Origin of the sequence: Marinimicrobium sp. C2-29 (assembly GCF_038419845.1) — a bacterium.
Lineage (GTDB): Bacteria > Pseudomonadota > Gammaproteobacteria > Pseudomonadales > Cellvibrionaceae > Marinimicrobium.
The window spans coordinates 1-22,544 of the sequence record NZ_JBCAQT010000006.1; the positions used below are offsets into that span (position 1 = coordinate 1).

17 protein-coding genes are annotated in these 22,544 nt (G+C 61.4%); 10 read left to right on the forward strand and 7 right to left on the reverse strand.

What is annotated here, in order from left to right:
- Positions 1 to 235 precede the first annotated feature (235 nt).
- Positions 236 to 1,690 carry an FGGY family carbohydrate kinase gene (locus tag AAE484_RS07185; RefSeq protein ID WP_341937683.1) on the forward strand — a complete coding sequence of 485 codons (1,455 nt, stop codon included), beginning with the start codon at positions 236 to 238 and terminating at the stop codon, positions 1,688 to 1,690.
- 22 nt (positions 1,691 to 1,712) lie between these two features.
- Positions 1,713 to 2,876, forward strand: coding sequence for a glycerol-3-phosphate dehydrogenase/oxidase (locus AAE484_RS07190; protein WP_341937684.1), 1,164 nt, complete (start codon positions 1,713 to 1,715; stop codon positions 2,874 to 2,876).
- Between the two features lie 13 nt (positions 2,877 to 2,889).
- Here the strand turns inward: AAE484_RS07190 and AAE484_RS07195 are convergent, their stop codons facing one another.
- Positions 2,890 to 3,798 carry a DUF2971 domain-containing protein gene (locus AAE484_RS07195; protein WP_341937685.1) on the reverse strand — a complete coding sequence of 303 codons (909 nt, stop codon included), beginning with the start codon at positions 3,796 to 3,798 and terminating at the stop codon, positions 2,890 to 2,892.
- Positions 3,799 to 3,959: 161 nt separating this feature from the next.
- Between AAE484_RS07195 and AAE484_RS07200 the strand changes: the two genes are divergently transcribed.
- The gene (locus tag AAE484_RS07200; protein WP_341937686.1) at positions 3,960 to 4,976 is read left to right on the forward strand and encodes an aspartate carbamoyltransferase; all 1,017 of its coding nucleotides are present in this window, start codon (positions 3,960 to 3,962) and stop codon (positions 4,974 to 4,976) included.
- Positions 4,977 to 5,016: 40 nt separating this feature from the next.
- Here the strand turns inward: AAE484_RS07200 and AAE484_RS07205 are convergent, their stop codons facing one another.
- The gene (locus AAE484_RS07205; RefSeq protein WP_341937687.1) at positions 5,017 to 6,297 is read right to left on the reverse strand and encodes a diguanylate cyclase; all 1,281 of its coding nucleotides are present in this window, start codon (positions 6,295 to 6,297) and stop codon (positions 5,017 to 5,019) included.
- 211 nt (positions 6,298 to 6,508) lie between these two features.
- Here AAE484_RS07205 and AAE484_RS07210 point away from each other — a divergent pair, with 211 nt between their 5' ends.
- The 3 genes from AAE484_RS07210 to AAE484_RS07220 are packed head-to-tail and all read left to right on the forward strand — an operon-like array spanning position 6,509 to position 10,122.
- The gene (locus AAE484_RS07210; RefSeq protein ID WP_341937688.1) at positions 6,509 to 7,666 is read left to right on the forward strand and encodes a 1-acyl-sn-glycerol-3-phosphate acyltransferase; all 1,158 of its coding nucleotides are present in this window, start codon (positions 6,509 to 6,511) and stop codon (positions 7,664 to 7,666) included.
- A gap of 3 nt (positions 7,667 to 7,669) precedes the next feature.
- On the forward strand, positions 7,670 to 9,793 hold the full coding sequence (dinG, locus tag AAE484_RS07215; RefSeq protein WP_341937689.1) for an ATP-dependent DNA helicase DinG: 2,124 nt from the start codon (positions 7,670 to 7,672) through the stop codon (positions 9,791 to 9,793).
- A gap of 2 nt (positions 9,794 to 9,795) precedes the next feature.
- Positions 9,796 to 10,122, forward strand: a complete 327-nt coding sequence (locus AAE484_RS07220; RefSeq protein WP_341937690.1) for a YqcC family protein — start codon at positions 9,796 to 9,798, stop codon at positions 10,120 to 10,122.
- A gap of 53 nt (positions 10,123 to 10,175) precedes the next feature.
- On the opposite strand, the gene argS is transcribed toward AAE484_RS07220, so the two are convergent.
- Positions 10,176 to 11,915: an arginine--tRNA ligase gene (gene argS, locus AAE484_RS07225; protein ID WP_341937691.1), complete on the reverse strand. Its 1,740-nt coding sequence runs from the start codon at positions 11,913 to 11,915 to the stop codon at positions 10,176 to 10,178.
- A gap of 119 nt (positions 11,916 to 12,034) precedes the next feature.
- Between argS and AAE484_RS07230 the strand changes: the two genes are divergently transcribed.
- Both AAE484_RS07230 and AAE484_RS07235 read left to right on the forward strand, forming a co-directional pair.
- Positions 12,035 to 12,847 carry an SDR family oxidoreductase gene (locus tag AAE484_RS07230; RefSeq protein WP_341937692.1) on the forward strand — a complete coding sequence of 271 codons (813 nt, stop codon included), beginning with the start codon at positions 12,035 to 12,037 and terminating at the stop codon, positions 12,845 to 12,847.
- Positions 12,848 to 12,960: 113 nt separating this feature from the next.
- Positions 12,961 to 13,302: a 4a-hydroxytetrahydrobiopterin dehydratase gene (locus AAE484_RS07235; RefSeq protein WP_341937693.1), complete on the forward strand. Its 342-nt coding sequence runs from the start codon at positions 12,961 to 12,963 to the stop codon at positions 13,300 to 13,302.
- A 42-nt stretch (positions 13,303 to 13,344) separates the two neighbouring features.
- Here the strand turns inward: AAE484_RS07235 and AAE484_RS07240 are convergent, their stop codons facing one another.
- Both AAE484_RS07240 and AAE484_RS07245 read right to left on the reverse strand, forming a co-directional pair.
- Positions 13,345 to 14,085: a spermidine synthase gene (locus AAE484_RS07240; RefSeq protein ID WP_341937694.1), complete on the reverse strand. Its 741-nt coding sequence runs from the start codon at positions 14,083 to 14,085 to the stop codon at positions 13,345 to 13,347.
- Positions 14,086 to 14,155: 70 nt separating this feature from the next.
- Entirely contained in the window at positions 14,156 to 16,729 is a 2,574-nt protein-coding gene (locus tag AAE484_RS07245) for a glycoside hydrolase family 9 protein (RefSeq protein WP_341937695.1), read from the reverse strand.
- 230 nt (positions 16,730 to 16,959) lie between these two features.
- Between AAE484_RS07245 and AAE484_RS07250 the strand changes: the two genes are divergently transcribed.
- Positions 16,960 to 19,608 (forward strand): sensor domain-containing protein, encoded by a 2,649-nt coding sequence (locus AAE484_RS07250; protein ID WP_341937696.1) that lies wholly within the window; start codon positions 16,960 to 16,962, stop codon positions 19,606 to 19,608.
- 11 nt (positions 19,609 to 19,619) lie between these two features.
- Here AAE484_RS07250 and can read toward each other — a convergent pair whose 3' ends face one another.
- Entirely contained in the window at positions 19,620 to 20,249 is a 630-nt protein-coding gene (gene can / locus AAE484_RS07255) for a carbonate dehydratase (RefSeq protein ID WP_341937697.1), read from the reverse strand.
- Between the two features lie 94 nt (positions 20,250 to 20,343).
- Here can and sbcB point away from each other — a divergent pair, with 94 nt between their 5' ends.
- Positions 20,344 to 21,807 (forward strand): exodeoxyribonuclease I, encoded by a 1,464-nt coding sequence (gene sbcB, locus AAE484_RS07260; protein WP_341937698.1) that lies wholly within the window; start codon positions 20,344 to 20,346, stop codon positions 21,805 to 21,807.
- Positions 21,808 to 21,826: 19 nt separating this feature from the next.
- Here the strand turns inward: sbcB and AAE484_RS07265 are convergent, their stop codons facing one another.
- Positions 21,827 to 22,390 (reverse strand): YaeQ family protein, encoded by a 564-nt coding sequence (locus AAE484_RS07265; protein ID WP_341937699.1) that lies wholly within the window; start codon positions 22,388 to 22,390, stop codon positions 21,827 to 21,829.
- Positions 22,391 to 22,544 lie beyond the last annotated feature (154 nt).

A 22,544-nucleotide genomic window follows, 5' to 3' on the forward strand; every position in this document is an offset into this window, starting at 1 on the left:
CTTAGCGCCGATGGTAGTGTGGGCCTTGCCCATGTGAGAGTAGGTCATCGTCAAGCTCCTAAATTAAGACGCCCTGTAGGTATTCCTGCAGGGCGTTTTTCTTGTGTGCCAGAAAAAACCGTAGGGTGGGCTCCGCCCACCGCAATGCCCTGCCACCCTGTGATCGGAACGACGTTCCAACCCCAATGTCCGGGTGTATACTGTCATGAAACGCCTTTTGGGCCCTGGAGGTGCTGTGGCTGACGGTATGAACGAAGATCTGGTGCTCGCCATTGACCAGGGTGGGCAGAGCACCCGCGTGGCGGTCTATACCCGGCGGGGGCGCTGTGTCCTGACTCATGCCACCACCTGTCAGACCGTGCATTTCGAGGATGGCCGCATCGAGCAGGATCCAGAGGAAATTCTGGGCGGGCTGCGGGAGAGTCTTGCCTTCGTGGCGCGGGAGCTGGGCAAGCGCTGCCGTCATCTTGTCGCCGCCGGGTTCGCCGGCCAGGGTTCGTCAATGATGGCCTGGGACACCGAAACGGGAGATCCGCTGTCACCGGTGATCAGCTGGCAGGACACCCGGGGTGCGCGCTATCTGACTGACCTGCACCTCTCGGAGGCCTTTGTGAAATCACGGACGGGCCTCAAAATTTCCGCGCATTATGGGGCGAGCAAGATGCGCTGGTGTCTGGACCAGCTTCCTGCGGTGCGGCATGCCGCTGACAACGGCCACCTGATGATGGGCCCCCTGGCGGGCTACCTCTTTGCCGAGCTGCTTGAGTCCGAGCGAATTGGCGTCGATCCGGGGCAGGCCCAGAGAACGCTCCTCTGGTCCATTGAGGCGGGTGACTGGGATGAAGGTCTCCTCTCGGCGTTCGCGATCGAGCGGCATCAATTGCCTTACTGCCGTCGTCACGACAGTTTTTACGGACATTTGCCCCTTGGCGGCACACGTGTTCCTGTTGTCAGTGTCCAACGTGACCAGGGCGCTTCCCTCTTTGCCCGGGGACGACCGAATCCCGGGACCGCCTATGTCAATATCGGAACCGGCGCCTTCCTGCAGCGGGTGACGTCGGATCGGGCCGTCCCCGAGGGGCTGCTGCTCAGTCCGCTGTGGATTGCCGAGCACGGCAAGGAACCACCGCTCTATGCCTGGGAGGCAACGGTCAATGGCGCCGCTGCCGCGCTTCCCTGGTTGCGGGAGGAAACCGGCTTGTCCGTCTCGCCGGCTGATCTGGCGCATTCACTCAACCTCCCGCTCGATCCCGAGCGAACGATCTACCTTCTGAACGCCGAGGGCGGTCTCAGTGCTCCCTATTGGCGCATTGATCTTACCTCCGAGTTCTCGGAAGGATTGACGCCTGAAGAGAAAATCGTGGCCTGGATCGAGAGTGTGGCTTTTCAGTTGACGCTGAATCACGAGCGGATGGCGGAGTACCTTGGCCCGCCAGACAATATGGTGGTCAGCGGCGGCCTGGGCCAGGCCGAAGGCTTGTGCCAGCGCCTGGCGAATCTGACCGGGGTGGTGGTCTACCGAACGGACAATCCGGAGGCGACTTTGAGGGGCGCGGCCTATACGGCGGCGGGAAGGCCTGAGACCTGGCCCGGCCATACCGTGGGCCAGATTTTTCATCCAGAGCCGGACCGGGGGCTCAATGCCCGGTTTGGCCGGTGGCAGCGAGCGCTCGAGCGCTGGCTTCAATAACAAAAGGCAGGTAGTCGTTGATATGTCGTATGACATGGTGATAGTGGGAGCGGGTATTCAGGGAGTGGGTGTGGCTCAGGCGGCGGTGGCGGCGGGTTACTCGGTCCTGGTGCTCGAGCAGAAGGCCGTGGCGGCTGCCACTTCCAGTCAATCATCCAAGCTGATACACGGTGGATTACGCTATCTGGAAAGCGCCCAGTTTTCGCTGGTCCGGGAGAGTCTTCAGGAGCGCGCGCTCCTTTTGGAGCTGGCGCCTGAGCTGGTGCGCCGGGTTGCGATGCATATCCCGGTGTATGGAAACACCACCCGCTCCCCGCGTCTGATTGCGACCGGGCTCTGGCTCTACCGGCTGTTGTCCGGCTTTGATGAGGATTCGGAGTTCTCGCGCCTGCATCGAAGCGAGTGGGACGCATTGGATGGCCTGCAGACCCGCGATCTGCGCGCGGTCTACCGCTATACGGAAGCGCAGACCGACGATGCGGCCCTGACACGAGCGGTGCTGCGTTCGGCCCAGTCGCTGGGGGCGGAGCTGCAAATGCCGGCCGAGCTTGTCGGCGCTGAGCACCACGCGAAAGGGGTACGTGTGACCTACCGTGGCGAGGCGAGAGAGGAAACGGTTGAGGCGCGGGTGTTGGTCAACTGCGCCGGACCCTGGGCGACCGAGGTGATAGAGCGGGTCACGCCTGCCATGAAACCACCCGAGGTTGAGCTGGTTCAGGGAAGTCATTTGTTACTCCCTCAGTCGCTCAATCACCATTTCTACCTGGAGTCGCCCAGTGATCGTCGGGCCATCTTCGCGCTCCCCTGGGAGGGCCGCCTGCTGGTCGGGACCACCGAAACCGTCCATCAGGGAGCGCCGGAGGAGGCTCGTTGTCTCGACAGCGAGCGAGACTATCTGCTCGGAGCGCTGACGCACTATTTTCCCCGGATGACGATCCCCCGGGATCAGATAGAGAGCTTCGCGGGCTTGCGGGTATTGCCCAAAGCCGAGGATTCGGCGTTTGGCCGCTCACGTGAAGTGCTGTTTCACGCCAATAATGAGCAGGCTCCCAGGGTCCTGTCGATCATGGGGGGAAAGCTGACCACCTACCGGGCGACGGCCCAAGACGTCCTGAAACGGCTGCGGCCCTCGCTACCGGCTCGCCGGGCGGTGGCGGATACCGCAAAATTGCCACTGACGCCCTGATTTTCTCGACACCTCAGTCGCGCTTTTTGATCCGGACAAATTCCACCTCGTATTTTCCCGGTAGCGGCTGTGCCTGGAACAGTTTGGTCTCCGGATACTGCTCCCGGGCAATCGAGAGCAGTCGTTGCTTGTCGGCGGCGGGAATAAAAGCGCCAAAGTAGAGTGCATCCAGGTCGTTTTTTTCAAACGGCCGATCGTCGTACCAGAGATTGTCGTCGTTTTCCCGGCTGCTGGCCTGGTCAGTGGCGTTATAGAAGCAGCGCCACTCCTGCTCATCAGCCGCCATGGGGGGCTTGACCAGGAACTTTTCCGGGAAGTGCGCCTGGGCGTTCACTTTCTCGTGGTACAGAATGGCATTGATCTGCTCTTTGAAGGTGGTGATTTCCGGCCGGTTGGGGGAGTATTCCACCGCCTTGGGCGCTTTCAGCGCCGTGTACTCCCCACAATGGAATCGCAGGGCGATGCCGTGATGGTTGTCGGCAAAGCGCTGCCAGGCCGGCAGGTTGTCAGCTCTGGCCGAAAAGCAGCAGATGCGAAGCTCCCGGGTAAACCGACGCCAGTCGGCCAGCATTTCCTCTATGGACTCCTGGCGCTGGTTGACCATCCGCGAGAGTAATTCCTTGAGCACGTCCTCGGCTTCCTCCGGCGAATTGAACCGCTCCTCATCCCGCCAGCGGCGGATGACGGTGGCCAGAGGCGCATTGCTGCGCGGTGCCTCGCGGGAAAAGATCATGTTGGTCGCGTTGCGAATGGCGCCGGCGAGCAGGCTCATCGGGTCGAAGTTCAACTGCGTCTGGTGAGTCAGCTCGAACGGGTCCATCAGCAGGTGTGGGGCGCTCCAGCGCAGCCGCTGGGAGGTCAGTATTTTCTCGGCGGTGGGTGCTGAGCAGAATTTGGCCAGAGTGTCGGGATGATCGGGCACTGAGGTTCCTTTAGGGTTGATTCGCGATCGTAATTGATCGGGAGTATAACCAAAATAGTCCACTTTCATCAGGCTATCGGCCGATTCGGCCGTTTTTGAATACCTGAGGAAGGGGTATACTTGCCTGAATTTCCATTCAGCGCACCCTAAAGGATCTCCCTGTGAACTTTGCCGGCTCCCATATCCTGTCCATTCACCAGTTTGAACGCCCCGATATTGAACGTATCTTCGCTGTGGCCGATGCGATGGCCCCCTACGCGCTCAGACGCAAAGTCACCCGAGTGCTGGAAGGGGCCATTCTGGGGAACATGTTTTTCGAGCCCAGCACCCGCACGCGGATCAGCTTTGGCTGCGCGTTCAACCTGCTCGGCGGCGAAGTCCGTGAAACCACCGGCATGGAGAGTTCGGCACTGGCCAAGGGCGAGTCGCTCTATGACACGGCGCGGGTTCTGTCGGGCTTCAGCGATGTCATCTGCATGCGCCACCCGCAGTCCGGCTCGGTGGCCGAGTTTGCCGAGGCCAGCCGGGTGCCGGTCCTCAATGGGGGCGATGGCGTGAATGAACACCCGAGCCAGGCTCTGCTGGACCTCTACACCATCCGCAAGGAGATGGAGTCCCGGGGGCGGGGTGTCGACGGTCTGCGCATTGCCATGATCGGCGACCTGAAATATGGCCGCACCGTGCATTCGCTGTGCAAACTGCTGACCCTGTTTGACCGGGTGCAGATCACCCTGGTGTCCCCGAAGGAGCTGGCCATGCCCGAGGCCATTGTCGAGCAACTGCGCGAGGCGGGCCATCAGGTGGAAGTGACCGAAGATCTGCCCCACAGCATTTCCAATGTGGATATCGCCTACTCCACGCGCATTCAGGAAGAGCGCTTTGACAGCAAGGAGGAGGCGGACCTGTACCGGGGCCGCTTCCGGCTCAATCAGGCGATTTATACCCAGTACTGTGAGCCCAACACCGTGATCATGCACCCGCTGCCGCGAGATTCACGTCAGGAGGCCAATGAGCTCGACAACGACCTGAACCAGAATCCCAACCTGGCGATTTTCCGCCAGGCCGACAATGGGGTGGTGATTCGCATGGCGCTGTTTGCGTTGGTGCTGGATGTGGTCGACCAGGTGGATGATTACGCCCGGGATGTGCACTGGTACAACTCCCTGCGTCGGGCCTGAGTGCAATCGCCCGGGACTCTAGTGACTCCGGCATTGACCGTCAGTCCAGCATCAACTGGACTTTGGTGCGCAATTCGCTGGCGCTGAAAGGGTGCTGCAGCCAGCCCTGGGCATTGGGGCAGTCGGCCGGGGGGAAGGCTTCGGGCTGATCGCTGTCGGTCAGAACCAGGAGCGGAGTCGCGGCGGTTTGCGGATTCCTGGCCAGCTGTCGGCACACATGGCCGTCGTTATAAAATGCCGTTTCGGCATCGGCAATGATCAGATCCGGGTAGACATTGGCCGCAATCTCCAGACATTCCTCGGGCGTATCGGCGGTCAGAATGTTGCAATGCTCCTGCAGGGGCCCGGTGGCACTGAGAAGCAGCTCGGGGCAGCGAACACCGATCAGCAGTGTCTTGTGGGCCGCGACCTCTTCAACGGTGGCCCGGTCGCGCCCATTGTGCTTGCTCTTGTACAGCGCGCGGTCCGCGCACTTGATCACCTCCTCCAGAGAGTGCCCCATCGAATGATTACAGGTGGCCCCGCCGATACTGACTGTGACCCGGTCTCCGGAGGGGGAAAAGCGGTGCTCCAGGTCAAGTTCCCGGATGGCGTCATTCAGGCACTCGGCCACCCGTTTTGCACCGGCCCGGTCGGTGTCGGGCAGTAACGCAATGAACTCCTCGCCCCCATAGCGGCCCAGCACATCCGCCGGACGGTGCAGGCAACTTTTCAGCGCCCGGGAAATCTGTTTGAGGCAACGGTCACCCGCCGGGTGGCCGTAGTGGTCGTTGTAGGGTTTGAAGTGATCGACGTCGATCATCAGCACGCTGATCGGCGTCTGATGCCGGATCGCCAACAACCACTGCTGCTCGGCCCTCTCGTTGAAGGTCCGGCGATTGTAAATCTGGGTCAGGCTGTCGAGCTGGCTCAGCGCCTCCAGCTCGGCATTGAGGTGACTGAGCTGATCGCGCATTTCGGCGATCCGCGCCATGGCGCGGATTTTTGCCTTGATGATGACCGGGCTGACCGGCTTGATCAGGTAGTCGTCCCCACCGGCCTCGATGCCCTCGCGATAGCTCTCGTCCTCGTTCTTGCCGGTGACAAAGATGATGGGGATCCAGTAGCCGCCCAGCCACTCGCGAATCAGCCGGGTGGTTTCAAAGCCGTTCAGGCCGGGCATTTCCACATCCATGATGATCAGGTCGACTGGCGTGTCTTCGAGCAGCTGCAGGGCGGCCTCGCCACTGGTGGCGAGTAGCGGTGTATGCCCGGCCTCACTGATGTACTGGCTCATGGCATGGCGCAGCGTGGCGCTGTCTTCGACAAGCAAAATTTTCATCGGCCGAGAGCATTCCTGTTGTTATTTCTCGTCGCCTCATCGGGGCGAGAAGATTTGACGCTAGTTTACGGATAAAACCGGGGAGGGTCGATCACTAAACGGCGGAAATCAGTGCTCCCGCACGTTTTGCCAACTGGCTTTTTGGGCCGCTTTTCGGTATGTTGTGCGGCCTTGACCCCTCCATCCTCTTATCTCTGTAAAACTGGCACTGATGAACGATTTCGACGACATTCGACCCTACCACGACAGTGAAGTGCGCCTGATTCTGGACCGGCTGTTGCGCCACCCGGAGCTGGCCGACGCGGTGGCGCGCCTGAAGTTTCCGCGCGCCGCAGGGCCCCTGGGCTGGCTGCTGCGCCCTCTGGTACAGCGGGCCATGCGCCGGCAGATGGCGGGTGTGGAGACCGTCCTGGGCTTCCAGGAGGTGGTGAAGCACTATATGCAACGGATGATCGACGACACGACCACTTCGGTCACCCACTCGGGGCTGGACAAGCTCGACGCCAAGGGTGCCTACCTGTTCGTGAGCAATCACCGCGATATCGCCATGGATCCGGCCTTCGTCAACTGGACGCTGTATCACGCGGGTTTCAACACCCTGCGTATCGCCATCGGTGACAACCTGTTGACCAAGGATTACGTGTCGGACCTGATGCGGCTGAACAAGAGCTTCATCGTCAATCGCTCGGCCCGGGCGCCGCGTGAAAAGCTCAAGGCCGCCAAGAAGCTCTCGGCCTATATCCATCATTCCATTGCCGAAGAGAAAGCCAACATCTGGATTGCCCAGCGCGAGGGGCGCGCCAAGGATGGGAAGGATGTGACCAACTCGGCGGTGGTGGGCATGTTCAGCCTCAGCCGGCCCAAGTCCCAGCCCTTTGCCGACTACATCCGGGAGTTGAATATTGTCCCGGTCTCCATCTCCTATGAGTGGGATCCCTGCGATCAGGCCAAGGCGCGGGAACTGCACGAACAGCGCAGCAGCGGCCAATACCAGAAGGCTGAGCACGAGGATGTCAAAAGCATTGCCACCGGCATCGCCGGCCAGAAAGGGCATGTACATGTCGCCTTTGGGGATGTACTGGAAGGGGACTTTGACAACAATGACGAGGTGGTGGCCGAGCTGGATCGCCAGGTGGTGGAGAATTACGTGCTGCATCCGTCCAACTGTCTGGCCTGGGAACAGCTGAACGGTGAAACCCCCGCCGTGTCCTGTTCCGGGCAGGACGGGGAGAGCGCCCCCTTCGACCCGAAGAAGGTCAAAACCGCGCGGGAGCAATTCGAGGCGCGTCTGGCGGCCCTCCCGGCCGAGTATCGGCCACTGGTGCTGGAAATGTACGCCAACCCCGTGGCCGCCAAACTGGCGCGCTAGTTTATGCTATCGGATGCGGTCAAAAAGCAGATTCAGCAGTCCTACAGCCAGTTTCTGAGCAGCAAGGGGCTCAAGGCCCGCTACGGTCAGAAACTGATGATTGCCGAAATCGCCCGCACCCTGGGCGGTATCGAGCTGGACGACGAGGGCGTGCGCGAAAGCCGGGGTCAGGTGTGCGTGATCGAGGCTGGGACGGGCACGGGCAAGACCGTGGCCTACCTGCTCCCGGCGCTGATCATTGCCAAGGCTCTGGGCAAAAAGCTGGTGGTCTCCACCGCCACCGTGGCGCTGCAGGAGCAGATCGTTCATAAAGACCTGCCCGATCTGCGCCAACACAGTGACTTTTCCTTCAGCTTTACCCTCGCCAAGGGGCGGGGCCGCTACGTGTGCCTGACCAAGCTGGACAACCTGTTGAGCGAGACTCAGGAGGGCCTGGACCCGACCCGCCCCCTGTATGAAGACGAGCGGCCCAGCGTGGATGAACGCGCCGTCAAAATCTACGAATCCATGGTCGATGCCCTGGCCTCCAACCGTTGGGATGGCGAGCGCGACAGCTGGCCCGAGGGCATAGAGCCCGAGGACTGGCAGCGGGTCACCACCGATCATCGCCAGTGCACGGGGCGACGCTGCTCCAATGTGTCTGCCTGCAGCTTTTTCCGCGCGCGCGAGTCCATGCACAGCGCCGACTGCATCGTCACCAATCACGACCTGGTGCTGGCGGACCTGGCGCTCGGCGGCGGCGCCATCCTGCCGGACCCTGAAGACAGCATCTATGTGTTTGACGAGGGCCATCAGTTGCCCGCCAAGGCGCTCAATCACTTCGCCCACCACAGCCGTCTGGTGGCCACGGTGCGCTGGCTGGAGCAGTGCAACAAGGCGCTGAGCAACCTGCTGGGCCAGATCAGCGGCGCGGGCAACATCGACCGCTATGGCGAGCAGCTGCCCGCCGCGCTGCAGGACTGCAAACAGCGTCTGGAACACCTGCATCCCACCCTCGATGCCCTGGCGCAGGAGGTGGCCTACGATGAGCGTCAGAGCCACTACCGTTTTGCCGGCGGGGTTCTGCCCGAGGCGCTGCAGTTGCCCTCGGTGGAGTTGCACCGGGGCTTCGATCGCCTCGCGGATCTGCTCTCGAAAATGCTGAACGAGGTGAGCGAGTCCATGGAGGAGCCGCACTGCCCCGTGCCCAAGGTGGACCTGGAGCAATGCTACCCGGTGTTGGGCACCTGGCAGGCGCGCGCGGAGGCCAACCGGGAGCTCTGGTACAGCTATGCCACTCCGGATGAGAAGGACACGGTGCCTCGGGCACGCTGGCTGACGCCGGTCGATAGCGGGACCGGTATCGACATCGAGGTCTGCTCGAGCCCCATTCTGGCCTCGGGAACCCTGGCCAAGAGCCTCTGGCACAACTGCTGCGGGGCGGTGGTCACCTCCGCGACCCTGGCGGCGCTGGGGCGCTTTGACCGCTTTCAGATGCGCGCCGGTACTCCGCCGGACAGTGTCTACGCCCAGATGCCCAGCCCCTTTGACTTCACCCGCGCCACTCTGGAAGTGCCGGCGCTGGCGGTGGAGGCGGGGGATGCGCTGGCCCATACCCAGTCACTGGTCACGGGCTTGCCCGAGGTTCTGCAGCCCGCAGAGGCCAGCCTGGTGCTCTTCTCATCGCGCCGGCAGATGCTGGATGTCTACGATCAGTTGCCGGATGAGTGGCGCGAGCGGATACTGGTGCAGGGCAATCGGTCCAAACAGGCCATGCTCAACGAGCACCGGGAGCGGATTGATGCCGGACAGGGCAGTGTCCTGTTTGGCCTGGCGAGCTTTGCCGAGGGCGTGGACCTGCCGGGTGACTATTGCCGGCACGTGGTGATTGCCAAGCTGCCGTTCTCGGTCCCGGACGATCCCATTGAAGCGGCCCTGGCCGAGTGGATCGAGGCCCGGGGTGGCAATGCCTTCATGGAGATCACGGTCCCCGATGCCTCGCTCAGGCTGGTGCAGGCCTGTGGCCGCCTGTTGCGCAGCGAGAGCGACAGCGGCAAAATCACGCTTCTGGATCGACGCGTCGTGACCAAGCGCTACGGCAAAGCGATTCTCAATTCCTTACCACCCTTTACCCGTGTCATTCGTTGATCATGCCCGAACTTCATAAAACCCTGGCCGAATCGTTGTTTGAACTGGAGCGGGAGCTGCGCGCTCTGGACCTGTGGGACAGCCGAAAGCCCGCTCCCGACGCGCTCGCCAGCACCCAGCCATTCGCCGTGGACACCCTGGAGTTTTACCAGTGGCTGCAGTTCATCTTCATTCCCCGGCTGTTTCGGCTGGTCGAGTATCGTGCGCCGATGCCGGCCAGTTGCAGTGTGGCGCCCATGGCGGAAGAGTTTTTCCGGCGCCGGGAGGAAGAAGGGTGCGAGGTGATTCTGGTGTTGGAGAGGATCGACCGGCTGGTTACCGAGAACTAGTACCAACGAGGAGCGCCAGGCGACGGGCTTGCCCGCCGCCAGTCTGCCCCGTTTTACATCTGCTCCATGACTTCAATACCCAGCAGTTCCAGACCCTGCGAGAGAGTGCGGGCCACCAGGTGGCAGAGCTGAAGACGGCTGGCGCGAACCTCGGGGGCAACGCCTTCCTTCAGTACCGGGCAGGCTTCGTAGAAGCGCATATACAGGCTGGCCAGCTCGTACAGATAGGTGCACAGCAGGTGCGGCATCGCATCGCGCGCGACCTGGTCCAGGGCCTCGCTGAACTGCAATAGCTTGATCGCCAGGGCCCGCTCCTCGGGTTCGGCAATGGCCAGGGGCTGGTCGAGCGTGGCCGGGTCTACGCCGGCTTTGCGGAAAATGCTGCGCACGCGGGTATAGGCGTACTGCAGGTAGGGCGCTGTGTTGCCATCGAAGCTGAGCATTGAATCCCAGCTGAACACATAGTCATTGGTGCGGGTTTTACACAGATCGGCGTATTTGACGGCACCAATGCCCACCTTGCGACCGATTTCGGCGGTTTCTTCGGTGCTCAGGCTTGCGTTCTTTTCGCGTACCAGCGCTGCGGCGCGCTCGGCCGCTTCGTCCAGCAGATCCGAAAGCTTGACGGTACCGCCGCTGCGGGTTTTGAACGGCTTGCCGTCCGGCCCCATCATGGTGCCAAAGGCGTGGTGCTCGAGGCTCACCTCGCCACTGACAAAGCCCGCCTTGCGCGCCAGAGTGAACACCTGCTGCATGTGCAGGGACTGACGGGCGTCGATAAAGTACATCAGGCGATCGCCGCCCAGCGTTCCGGTCCGGTAGCGCAGCGCCGCCAGGTCGGTGGTGGCATAGAGATAGCCGCCGCCCTGTTTCTGGATGATCATCGGCGAGGGGTTGCCTTCCTTGTCGGCCAACTCCTCCAGGAACACCACCTTGGCGCTCTGGTCCTCAACAGCCAGGCCCTGTTCTTCCAGCTCGGATACCACTGGTGCCAGATCATCGTTGTAGAAGCTCTCGCCCCGCACGTCCTCGGGGGTGAGGGTGACGTTGAGCTTCTGGTAAATCTCCTGGCTGTGGGCGAGAGAGACGGTGCGGAACTCCTCCCACAACTGCAGAACTTTGGGGTCGCCCGACTGCAGTCTGACCACGTAGTCCCGAGCCTTGTCGGCAAAGTCCGGATCCTCGTCAAAGTGACGCTTGGCCTGCTGGTAGAACACCTCCAGGTCGCTCAGCGCCATATTGGCTTCGCGGTTTTCCGCCAGTTGCTCTTCCAGCTCGGCAATCAACATCCCGAACTGGGTGCCCCAGTCGCCCACATGGTTCTGGCGGATCACCCGGTGCCCCTGAAATTCCAGCAGCAGGGCCATGGCATCGCCGATGATGGTGGAGCGCAAGTGGCCCACGTGCATCTCTTTGGCCAGGTTGGGGGAGGAGTAATCCAGCACGGCGGTCGAGGGCTCGGCCACCGGCGCGATCGCCAGCCGCGAATCGCTGGCCGCCTGACCCAGTTGCTGGTTGAGCCACTGCGGCGACAGATGAATATTGATGAATCCCGGCCCGGCAACCTCGACCTTCTCCGCGATGCCGCCCAGCTCCAGGCGCTGGACGATCTTCTCGGCCAGCTCGCGCGGGTTGGTTTTCATGGCCTTGGCGGCCCCCATGGCACCATTGGCCTGGTAGTCGCCAAATCCCGGCTTTTTGCTGGGGGCGACCAGAGGCCGGTGTTCAAAGGGAATGCTGGCCGACAGCATGGCCTGCTGGACCTTGTGGTTCAGGATATTGCGAATATTCATAAGTGATAAAAAGCGTCTTTGGGCGAACGCGCGATTGTACCTGTCCGCCTCGGCGCGTGTCATCTGTTGCTGCTAGTATTAGGGAAATTCTTCGTTATTGCCCCGGAAAGGAGGGCCGCATGCCCGATCAAGCGCAGAATCACGCTCAATCTCCCCGGAATGTGCTGGTGGTCGGCGGTACCAGCGGTATCAATCGGGGGGTGGCCGAGGGATTTGCCCGCAGCGGCGCCCGGGTGGCAGTCGTGGGCCGTTCGGCCGCCAAGATCGACGATACTGTTCAGCGATTGCGTGACCTGGGGGCCGAGGCGCGGGGTTTCAGCGCCGATGTGCGCGATCCGGAAGCCCTGGCGGCGGGGGTGAGCGACTTGCATGCCGCCTGGGGCGAGCTGGATGTGGTGGTATCGGGCGCGGCGGGCAACTTCCCGGCGCTGGCCACCGGCATGTCGCCCAATGGCTTTCGCTCGGTGCTGGAGATTGATCTGTTGGGCAGCTTTCACGTGTTACAGGCGGTGTACCCCTTTCTGGTCAAGCCCGGCGCATCGGTCATCCATATTTCCGCCCCCCAGGCCGCACTGCCCATGGTGGGCCAGTCCCACGTCTGCGCCGCCAAGGCGGGAGTGGACATGCTGACCCGCACCCTGGCACTGGAGTGGGGGCCAGAGGGGATCCGGATCAATTCGGTCATGCCCGGCCCGATCGAGCACACCGAGGGCATGGCCCGGTTGGCCCCGGGCGATGAATCGCTGGAAGCCATTCGCGCCTCAGTACCACTGAAACGGTTGGGACAGGTGGAGGATATTGCCGCCGCCTGTACTTTTCTGGCGTCGGCCTCGGCGAGTTTCATTACCGGGGTGGTGTTACCGGTGGATGGTGGCTGGTCCCTGGGCGGAGCCACACTGATCAGCGACCGGCTGGCGAAGGGGCTGGCATGAGACGACTGGCCGGTCAAAGAAAGACGGGAGCGCCGCCGGGGTTGTAAAGCCGGGTATCATCCCAACCTCTCTACCAGGAAAGGAAGTTTTTTACTGTCAACGAGGAGAACCCTATGAGTGAATTAGCGACTCAACATTGTGAAGCCTGCAGTGCCGATGCTCCCAAACTCAATGATGACGAAATCAGACAGATGCAGGCCGATGTGCCCGAGTGGGAAGTGAAAGTGGTGGACGGCGAAAAACGCCTGTCCCGGGTCTTCAAATTCAAGAACTTCGCCGGTGCCCTGGCGTTCACCCAGAAGGTGGGGGACCTGGCCGAAGAGGCCAATCACCATCCCGCGCTGCTTACCGAATACGGCAAAGTGACAGTGGATTGGTGGACCCACAAAATCGGTGGTCTGCATCGCAACGATTTTATTATGGCTGCGAAAACGGATAAGGCCTACGAGGGTTAACCGCCGTTTTTTCGCAAAGCGTGTGACTGACGCTGACCCGATTCAATTGACCGGTCGCAGGGCCGTGTAAACACTATTGCTGGCCTCGTTGTTTTGAATCGGGTTGTAAAAGCGCACCACTTCGGCCCGGACTTCATCGAACACCGACTCGAGAGTTTCGATAAAAGCTGTGTCCGGTAGCTCGTTGGACCAGAGGGCGAAAACGCCCCCCGGTTTCAGCTGCTGCGCCATGGCGGCCAGCTTTTCCGTGGTGTAAAAACGGGCGTTGGCATCGTTCAGGTAATCGCTGGGCGAATGATCAATGTCCAGCAGAATGGCATCGAACTGGCGCCCCGGAGTGTCCGGATCAAAACCGTCCTCCGGCGTCAGTGCCATCTCGAAAAAACTTCCCTGAACATAGCGGCACCGACCATCACGGTTGAGTGTTCTTCCCAGAGGTACCTTCTCCTCCTTGTGCCAACGAATCACCGGCTCCAGGTAATCCACCACCAGCATTTCCCGGACCCTTTCATCCTTCAGCGCCGCGACGGCGGTATAGCCCAGGCCCAACCCACCAACCACAATGTCCAATGACGCGGAGTCAGAACCTGTGGTCAGGCGTGCGAGCCCAAGGTCCGAAAGGGCTTCCTCGGCGTCGACAAACATACTGGACATCAGAAACTCATCGCCCAGCTTCACCTCGTAAATATCCCGGTCCCCGAGGGCGGGGATGCGCCGTCGGCGCAGCGAAATCTCGCCAATGGGAGAGGGCTGGCTATCAATCTCTTCGAACAGATGTCCCATGAAGGTCTCCGGCAACCGGCGGCGCGACAGTGCACTGCCAGTGCCATGATATCACGCCTCGCCCGTCGCTCTACTCATCGCCCGCGTTCAGCAGGCGGTCGGCCGCCAGTGCCAGAAACATGAAGTTGCTGGCGCCACCGCCGAGTACATACTCCGATTGTTGCCACAGATATGGAAAGGCTTTCAGCTCCGGAAAGTCTGGCTGGATCAGAGCGGTGCCCACAATCACACCTCCGGGAATGTAGCTGTAGTCCATCCGGTTCTGGCCATAGGCGGCGGTTTTTGAGTGGGCGCCCACACCGGAGGCGTAGGATTGGGGGTTGGCACCGGGGTTGGTGCCCAATACGTAGTGGATGATGTTGAGCAGGTAGTCCTTGCCAAACTCCTCCGGGAAGGCTTTGTGCAGAAAATAGTGGGAAACCCCCTGCTGTTGCAAGGTCCAGCCCCGGCCCCAGAGTTGCATCTCAAAGGACAGGCCGTAAGGGGTCGCATCCATCATCGGCTCAATGTCGCGGTAATAGTCGGCGGCTTCAGCGCGCATGGCCTCGGTGAGTGACTCGTCGTCCAGTTGGTGAACGACGCGCGCCACCGCCCAGCCGATGTCACGGAAGTTCTCCAGGATATGGTCGCGCTGCTCGAGCAGCGTCTCGCGGTAGGTTGCCTTGCCGGTGGCCCGGAACAGCTCCACCGCCGCGCGAATCTGTTCGTTGCGTTCGTGATCGCTGTCGATCGGCCGCTTGGTCTGCCAGAGTGCTTCCGCGGCGGCGAGTGTGCGTTCGGCCAGGTCATCGTTGTAGCCGCGCATGGCCTGCACACTGGCGGCGATATTGGCAATGGCATCGAATTCGCGCGCCGTGTTCTGTTCGGTGAACACCCATCGGTCATCCGGCACCCCGGAGTGGGTTGCGGTGCGTTCATCCTCGCCCAACTCCGGGCTGTAAATCAGGTTGTCGGTCTGCCCGGAAAAGTCGCCGCCCATGACGTACTGGGTGAGCGTGGGCACAATGATGCCGCGATACAGGCGTCCGAGGCTTTCGTAGCCGCCCACAACGGTCAGCAGGCCGTGTTCGATCTGCTGCAGGATGTCCGGCAGGCCGTCGGGTTCACGCAGCTCGACCAGACGCTTGTCCTGATCGATCAGGGTATTGTCGTGCTGGACTCCGAACTCGCTGTGGGCGGCGCTGAGTATGAACACCTCTCCAGACTGCGATTCGATCCGATAGTCCTCATCACCGGCGTCGTACCAGCCGCCACGGGTCAGACCGGGAACGTGTTCGCCCGGCTCAAAGTCGGTCAGAGTGCTGTCGCCCTGAACATAGCCGTCGAAATGGTTGAGGCCGGTCGGCGCCATCAGGGCGTCGTCCCGATGGCTGTCGTCGTGCCAGAGTTTGTATTTCTCCTTCACCCGCATATGGCCCATTTGTACTGGCAGGAAATACTCCAGCGTCGGCTGCCAGACATTCTGGTCGTAGACATTGTCGGCAATCCGGAAGGGTTTGCTGCGGGTATCCCCGAGTGCCAGCTGGTACATGCCGGGTTCGCGCACCCCGGAGAAATCGAAATGATGGTAGCGATAGCGCAGGAACTCGCCCCAGACCTCCGGCTCGCGGCTGAGCACTTCCTCGGGCTCGCCCTGAGCATTGAGGCGCAATAACCTGACCGGTCGGGAGAGGGTATCGTTGGGGTCGGTTTCGATCACCGCCACTTTGTCTTGCTGCGGATGGTAGCCCACCATGGAATGCTGGATGACCGGCTCGCGCACCCAGTCTTCCACCACATTGGGGGTGATCCGCCACTCGACCGCGCCCTCGCTCGCCCCGGCGGCAATCGGGCTGCGCAGAGTGAACCATCCGTTCTGGTGCTGCACACGCCCGTCGAGCAGTTGCAGTTCGCCCTTGAGACTCTCGATCTGAAGCCGGATCTGCTCCTCTTCCGGGGCAACGGTCAACCTCTGACCCCGTGCCAGCGGAGCCGGCTGGGCGCGATGGTTGGGCAGCGGCATCAGGCCGGCCATTTCGCCGTCGGGCAGAACTTCGGGGTCCGGCGCGCGGCCCGGCTCAACGGTCACGCCATAGGGTTGGCGGGGGAAAATGCCGGTGGCCTCATCCATGATCCAGCTCTTGCCAAAAAGGTCGGCCGGGTAGAGCTCCAACTGAAAGCCCACCTTGTCCGCCCATTCTTTGGGCAGGGGCTCGTCCAGGTCGACCCGAACGATGAGGGTGTCGCCCTCGGCGCTCACCCGGACCTGGTAATCCAGCTCCAGGTCCGGATAAAACAGTGGATTGAAACCGCTCAGGTGTTGGCTTTCATCCGGGTAGCTCAGGCTGGCAATCACTTCTCCGGCGTCGCGGTTCAGCTCGCGTTTGATCAGTTTGGGCACGGGAGACCACTGGCCCGGTGTGGCTTCCAGGCGCAGGTCACCATTGGTGGCAAGGCGATTGTCGTGGCTGACCAGGATCAGGCCACTCTGACGACTCTCGGGTGCGGTGTCCTGGAAGGCCATGAGTCCCACGCCGCGATTCTGGAAATAGCCTGAGTTGTTGAGAGTGAAGCCCCCCGGGTCTTCTGGGCCCGAGTCGCATCCGGCGAGCAGAAGGGTGGAAGTCGAGAGGGTAAGACCGAGTAGCAAATGCCGAGGCTGCATGCGGGAGGCTCCATGATGGGGGTGATTTGTCTGCGGTTTATTGTAGTCTTTAAGAACATAAGGTAATTCACACGCTCAAGTCAACAAGAGGAGTATCGGTGTCGACGCGATAAACAACACAGGGAGGTGTCGATAGAGCGGGATGGTCTTCAGTGCTTGCTTACTGTAAAAATTTCGCTACTATCCCTCCTATATCGACGCAGTATCAAGGGGGCCGGGTGAAACCACCAGTGGCAGCAGAAGAGGTGTTTCGGCAACTGGCCGATAGCCTGGCGTTCAACAACTCTCCCGACTTCTTCTCGGATCTGGTTGCTCGCCTTGCCCGAATATTGGCGGTTGACCACGTGCTGATTTCCGAAGTGCTCGATGATCGGGGGCGTGTCCGAACCCTGGCCAACTGGTCTGAGGGCCAGCTGCGCGATAATCTGAGTTATTCACTGGCCGGTACACCCTGCGAAAAAGTGGTGGCTGCCAAGCCCTGTTTTTATCCCTCCGGGGTGAGCCAGATTTTCCCCGAGGATGAGCTGCTGCAGCTGATCGGGGTTGAGGGCTACCTGGGGCTGCCCATGCTGGCTCTGGATGGCACCCCCGTGGGGCTGCTCGCGATCATGTCCAATGCGCCCCTGTCGCTACCCTCTGTGGGAGAAGAGGTGCTGCGTATCGCCGCTGCTCAAGCGGGGTCGGAGCTGGGGCGCCGGCGGGCGGAAAAATCCCTGGTCGAGAGTGAGCGCCGTTTGCACACTCTGATGAACCATCTGCCGGGCATGGCTTACCGCTGCCGTAACGACCAGTACTGGACCATGGAGTTTGTCAGTCAGGGGGCGCAAGAGCTCACTGGCTACCGCCCGGAAGAACTCGAGGGTAACCGGCGTGTCGCCTATGTCGAACTGATTCACCCCGCCGATCGCGACCGGGTCTTTGACCAGGTGCAGGCGAGCGTGGTTATCGGCAAGCCCTATCACTGCATCTATCGACTGGTGACGGCGACCGGGCAAATCCGCTGGGTGTGGGAACAGGGGCAGAGCGTGACCGATGTGGACACCGGCGACGTTCTGCTTGAAGGCTTCATCTGCGACATCACCGAGCAGCATGAGTCCGAGCGGGTGCAGGAGGCGGTGATCCAGACGGCAACAGCGATAACCAGCCGCCTGGGCGACGATTATTTTCCTCAGTTGGTGCAGCACCTGACCCGGGCGCTGAATGCGGATGTCGGCTTGATCGCCACTTTTTACAACGAAGACAGCCTGGAAACCCAGGCCCTGGTGGTGGCGGGCGAAGTCGCGGACAATATCCGCTATACGCTGGCGGATACACCCTGCCATGAGGTGATCGAGCAGGGCGAGTGTGTTGGCCATTTTGATCCGCCCCGGTCGATCCCCCGCCCCGGGAAGGGGGAACCCCTTCTGGTTCACAGTTATGTCGGCCGACGCCTGGACAGCGCTTCGGGCGAGCCGATCGGTTCGCTCACGGTCCTGTACTGCAATCCCGCTCCCGATCTCAAACTGGCCACTTCGGTGCTGCGGATACTGGCCGCCGGCGCAGCGGCTGAGCTTGAGCGTCAGAGCAATGACCGCCGGATCCAGCAGCTCGCCTATGTGGATGGGACAACGGGGCTGCCCAACCGTATCCGCTTCATGGACTGGCTGAATGAGGAACTGCCCCGCTCAGAGGGTCGGGGTTCGGCGTTGGGTCTGATATTTCTGGACCTCAAGCGCTTCAAGGAGATCAACGATGTGCTGGGGCACGATATTGGCGACCAGCTGTTGGCCGCGGTCGCGATGCGTCTGGATCAGAGTCGCAGACCGGAGGAGTTTCTGGCGCGCCTCTCGGGCGATGAATTCGCGTTTGCGTTACCCGATCTGGGGCGGGGTGACCTGCCCCGGGCAATAGAGCGATTCCGGGTGGCATTTGCCGCACCGATCTGGGCGGCGGGACGGGATTTCAAACTGGCGGTGAACCTGGGGGCGGCACAATTTCCCCAGGATGCCCGTTCGGCGGCCGACCTGTTCCAGTGCGCCAGCGTCGCCATACATCAGGCCAAGCGCAGCGACGATGGCGCCTGTGTGTTTGATATTGCCATGGCGGAAACGCTGAATCACCGGCGCGCTCTGGCTGAACGTCTGGCGGAGGCGTTGCGCGACGACCTGCTGTTGCTGCATTTTCAACCGGTAATGGATCTGGCCTCGGAAACCCTGATCGGGGCGGAGGTGCTCTGTCGCTGGTACGACGAGCAATGGGGATGGGTCAGTCCCGCCCAATTCATCCCCCTGGCGGAAGAGCGGGGGTTGATTATTGATCTGGGTGATTGGGTATTGCGTACAGCGGCGCTGCAGTTACAAACCTGGCAGGCGCAGGGACTGGTTTTCCCCGGGCGCCTGTCCATCAACATTTCCGCCCAGCAGTTCGGTGATCCCGGCCTTGCGGATCGTGTCGCGCTGCTGACCCGGGGAGTAGAGCCGCACTTCATCGGTCTGGAGTTGACCGAAAGCGGCTTCATGCGCGATCCGGATGGGGCCGTGGGCATTACCGAGCGGCTGCGCTCAGCGGGTTATGTTCTGTCTATTGATGATTTTGGTACGGGCTATTCCTCGTTGAGTTATTTGCGACGTTTCGCGGCCGACACGCTCAAGATCGACATGTCGTTTGTCAGGGATATGCTGGAAAACAGCCACGACTACACGATTGTGACCACCATTGTTGCCATGGCGCACAGTCTGGGTATGACCACCGTGGCCGAGGGGGTGGAGTCCCGGGAGCAGGCCGATGCCCTGGCCCGGCTCGGCTGTGATCGGGTGCAGGGCTTTTACTACGGCAGACCCCTCGATGGGGATGCGTTTGCGGAGCGCTGGCTCGCGGATGAAGAGCCGCCGCGTTCATAGTCCCGTCTTTTCTAGATCGTGCGGTAGCGAGGGTCCACCTGCTCGATGCCGCTGATGGGCTTGATCAGGTCGTGCAGTATCCCGTCTTCAATGCCGTAAATCCAACCGTGAATCGTCAATTCCTGGCCGCGCTTCCAGGCGTTCTGCACAATGTTGGTGTGCGAAACGTTGGCGACCTGCTCGATGACATTCAACTCGCACAGCCGATCCAGCCGCTTGCTATCGTCGGAAATTTCATCCATCGCATCCTGGTGTTTGAGGAACACTTCGCGGATATTGCGTACCCAATAGTCGAGCAGTCCAAACTGCTGATTGGCCATTGCCGCCTTGACCCCGCCGCAACCGTAGTGGCCGGTCACCATGATGTGTTTGACCTTGAGGTACTCGACCGCAAACTGCATGACCGAAAGACAGTTCAGATCGGTCTGTACCACCAGGTTGGCCACGTTGCGGTGGACAAACAGTTCCCCCGGCATCAGACCCACAATTTCGTTGGCGGGCACACGGCTGTCGGAACAGCCAATCCAGAGGTACTCCGGCGCCTGCTGCCTGGACAGGGTGCTGAAAAATTCCGGGTCTTCGGCTTTGATTTGTTCCGCCCACTGGCGGTTGTTGGCAAACAGTTCGTCCGGCTCGGGCATGAGTCCTCCTTTGAGCGCAAGGGGCAAGTATAGGCCAAAGCGGGACCCGAGTGGTAAAGTAAGCCGCTCAAGCGGATTAAGGGGGAGCGTCACAGTGGCCAATGACGGGCAAAAAACACTTTACTGGCATGACTATGAAACCTGGGGCGAGGTGCCCTCAAGGGATCGGCCGAGCCAGTTTGCGGGAGTGCGCACCGACGAAGATCTGAACATCATCGGCGATCCGCTGATGCTTTACTGTCAGCCCGCTCCGGATTGCCTGCCCAAACCCGAGGCCTGTCTGGTGACCGGTATTACCCCGCAGCTCGCTCTGGAGAAGGGCGTGCCGGAGCCGGAGTTCGTCGCCGCCATTATCCGGGAGCTGGGCAAACCCGGCACCTGCGGGGTAGGGTATAACTCCATCCGGTTCGACGATGAGGTCACCCGCCATACGCTCTACCGGAACTTCTACGACCCCTACGAGCGCGAGTGGCGCAACGGCAACTCGCGCTGGGATCTCATCGATGTTGTGCGGATGACCCGGGCGCTGCGCCCCGACGGTATTCAGTGGCCGGACTATGACGACGGCCGTCCCTGTTTCCGCCTGGAAAAACTGACCGAGGCCAACAATCTGGATCACGGCGCCGCTCACGATGCCCTTTCCGATGTGTATGCCACCATTGCCATGGCAAGATTGATCAGACAGCAGCAGCCCAAGCTCTATCAGTACGCCTACCGGCTGCGCGACAAGCGCTATGCCGCCGGGCTGATCGATATCGACAGTCACAAGCCGCTACTGCACATTTCCGGTATGTACCCGGCCGAGCGGGGCAATGCCGCGCTGGTGTTGCCCCTGGCCATGCACCCCAGCAACAAAAACAGTGTGGTGGTGTTTGACCTGTCCGAATCGCCGCAGGACCTGCTCGGCGCTTCGGCCGAGGACCTGCGCGAGCGGCTGTTTACCCGCAGCGATGATCTGGCCGAGGGTGCCGTCCGTCCGCCACTGAAAGAAGTTCACCTGAATAAAACGCCGATGATCGCCCCGGCCAGCACCCTGGAGGATGTCACCGCCAGGCGCCTGGGAATCGATAAGGCCCGGGCCGAGCGTCACTGGCAGCAGTTCGCGAGTCTGACGCTCAGTGAGCAGCAACAGCTGCGCCAGAAACTGCACGAGATCTATATGGCTCCGGCGTTCGAGCCCAAAACCGATCCGGAGCAACAACTCTACGATGGCTTTTTCGACGATCACGATCGCAAGCTGATGACCCGCTTGCGTAAAAGTCGCGGCGAGGAGTTGGCGCAGAGCCAGTTCGACTTTCACGATGATCGCCTGCCCGAACTTTTATTCCGATATCGGGCGCGCCACTACCCCGAAAGCCTCTCTGCCGAGGAGCAACAGCGGTGGCGGCGTTTCTGCTACCAACGCCTCACCGACCCGGCGGCCGGCGCCGCGCTCACCTGGGACCAGCTGCAGGCGCGACTGGTCCGTTTGCGCGCAGAGGGGCTGACGCCCGACCAGGAGGCGCTTCTGCAGAATCTGGAAGCGTACGGGCGCGCTCAGGTGGAGCGGGTGCAGTAGCGACCGGTTGGTCGGTCGATCAAGCGCGCGAATCGGTGACGAAGTCCTTCAGTACGAGCGGCTCCAGAGTATGGCTGCCGGCGTCGTTTGATAGCCAGATCTGGCCCTCGCTGATATTGCACTGCAGTTTCATCCCCCGGCTGACCAGCTGGGCGGCGTCCGCCAGTTCGGTCTCGGGCAGCTCCCAGATTTTGAGGTTGTGGTAGCGCGTCAGGGCCTTCTCGTTCTGCTTCCACCAGACTGGCACGCTGTGGGTGCCGTAGGCGAATACCTGCACCTCTCGGGCGCGGTTGCTGGCCTTGCGCAGCCACTTCTCGTCGGGTGTGCCAAAGGCCACCCAGAGGTTGATTTCGCCCGTGAGGCTTTTGTCTGACAGCTCCGGCTCGTCATCTTCCGAGCTCAGACTGCTGGAGAAACTCAGGCTGTCGGAGGCATTGAGGGCAAAAGCCACAATCCGCGCCATCAGGCGCTGATCCGTTTCCGAGGGGTGTCGTGCGAGCGTCAGCGGGTGGTCCTGGTAGTAGTGCCGGTCCATATCGGCGATTTCCAGCTTGACCTTGATGATGGTCGATTTTGTTGCCATGGGAGCTCGGGCCTCGCAAATAGACGGAGTTTACAGGGTTTGGGAGCGAGTGAGTGCCCTCGGGCCCGATAAACGTGGCGGATGGTATGGGATTTCAGCTCGATCGCGGGTACAATACGGGCCGCCGCGAGGCGGCTCTGGCGCGCTTTCCGGC

Coding starts and splice junctions, on each gene's coding strand:
- AAE484_RS07190 (WP_341937684.1), top strand. CDS start 1,713: ATGTCGTATGACATGGTGATAGTGGGAGCGGGTATTCAGGGAGTGGGT.
- argS (WP_341937691.1), bottom strand. CDS start 11,915: ATGAATATTCGCAATATCCTGAACCACAAGGTCCAGCAGGCCATGCTG.
- AAE484_RS07265 (WP_341937699.1), bottom strand. CDS start 22,390: ATGGCAACAAAATCGACCATCATCAAGGTCAAGCTGGAAATCGCCGAT.
- AAE484_RS07230 (WP_341937692.1), top strand. CDS start 12,035: ATGCCCGATCAAGCGCAGAATCACGCTCAATCTCCCCGGAATGTGCTG.
- AAE484_RS07220 (WP_341937690.1), top strand. CDS start 9,796: ATGCCCGAACTTCATAAAACCCTGGCCGAATCGTTGTTTGAACTGGAG.
- AAE484_RS07235 (WP_341937693.1), top strand. CDS start 12,961: ATGAGTGAATTAGCGACTCAACATTGTGAAGCCTGCAGTGCCGATGCT.
- AAE484_RS07245 (WP_341937695.1), bottom strand. CDS start 16,729: ATGCAGCCTCGGCATTTGCTACTCGGTCTTACCCTCTCGACTTCCACC.
- AAE484_RS07210 (WP_341937688.1), top strand. CDS start 6,509: ATGAACGATTTCGACGACATTCGACCCTACCACGACAGTGAAGTGCGC.
- dinG (WP_341937689.1), top strand. CDS start 7,670: ATGCTATCGGATGCGGTCAAAAAGCAGATTCAGCAGTCCTACAGCCAG.
- AAE484_RS07205 (WP_341937687.1), bottom strand. CDS start 6,297: ATGAAAATTTTGCTTGTCGAAGACAGCGCCACGCTGCGCCATGCCATG.
- can (WP_341937697.1), bottom strand. CDS start 20,249: ATGCCCGAGCCGGACGAACTGTTTGCCAACAACCGCCAGTGGGCGGAA.
- AAE484_RS07240 (WP_341937694.1), bottom strand. CDS start 14,085: ATGGGACATCTGTTCGAAGAGATTGATAGCCAGCCCTCTCCCATTGGC.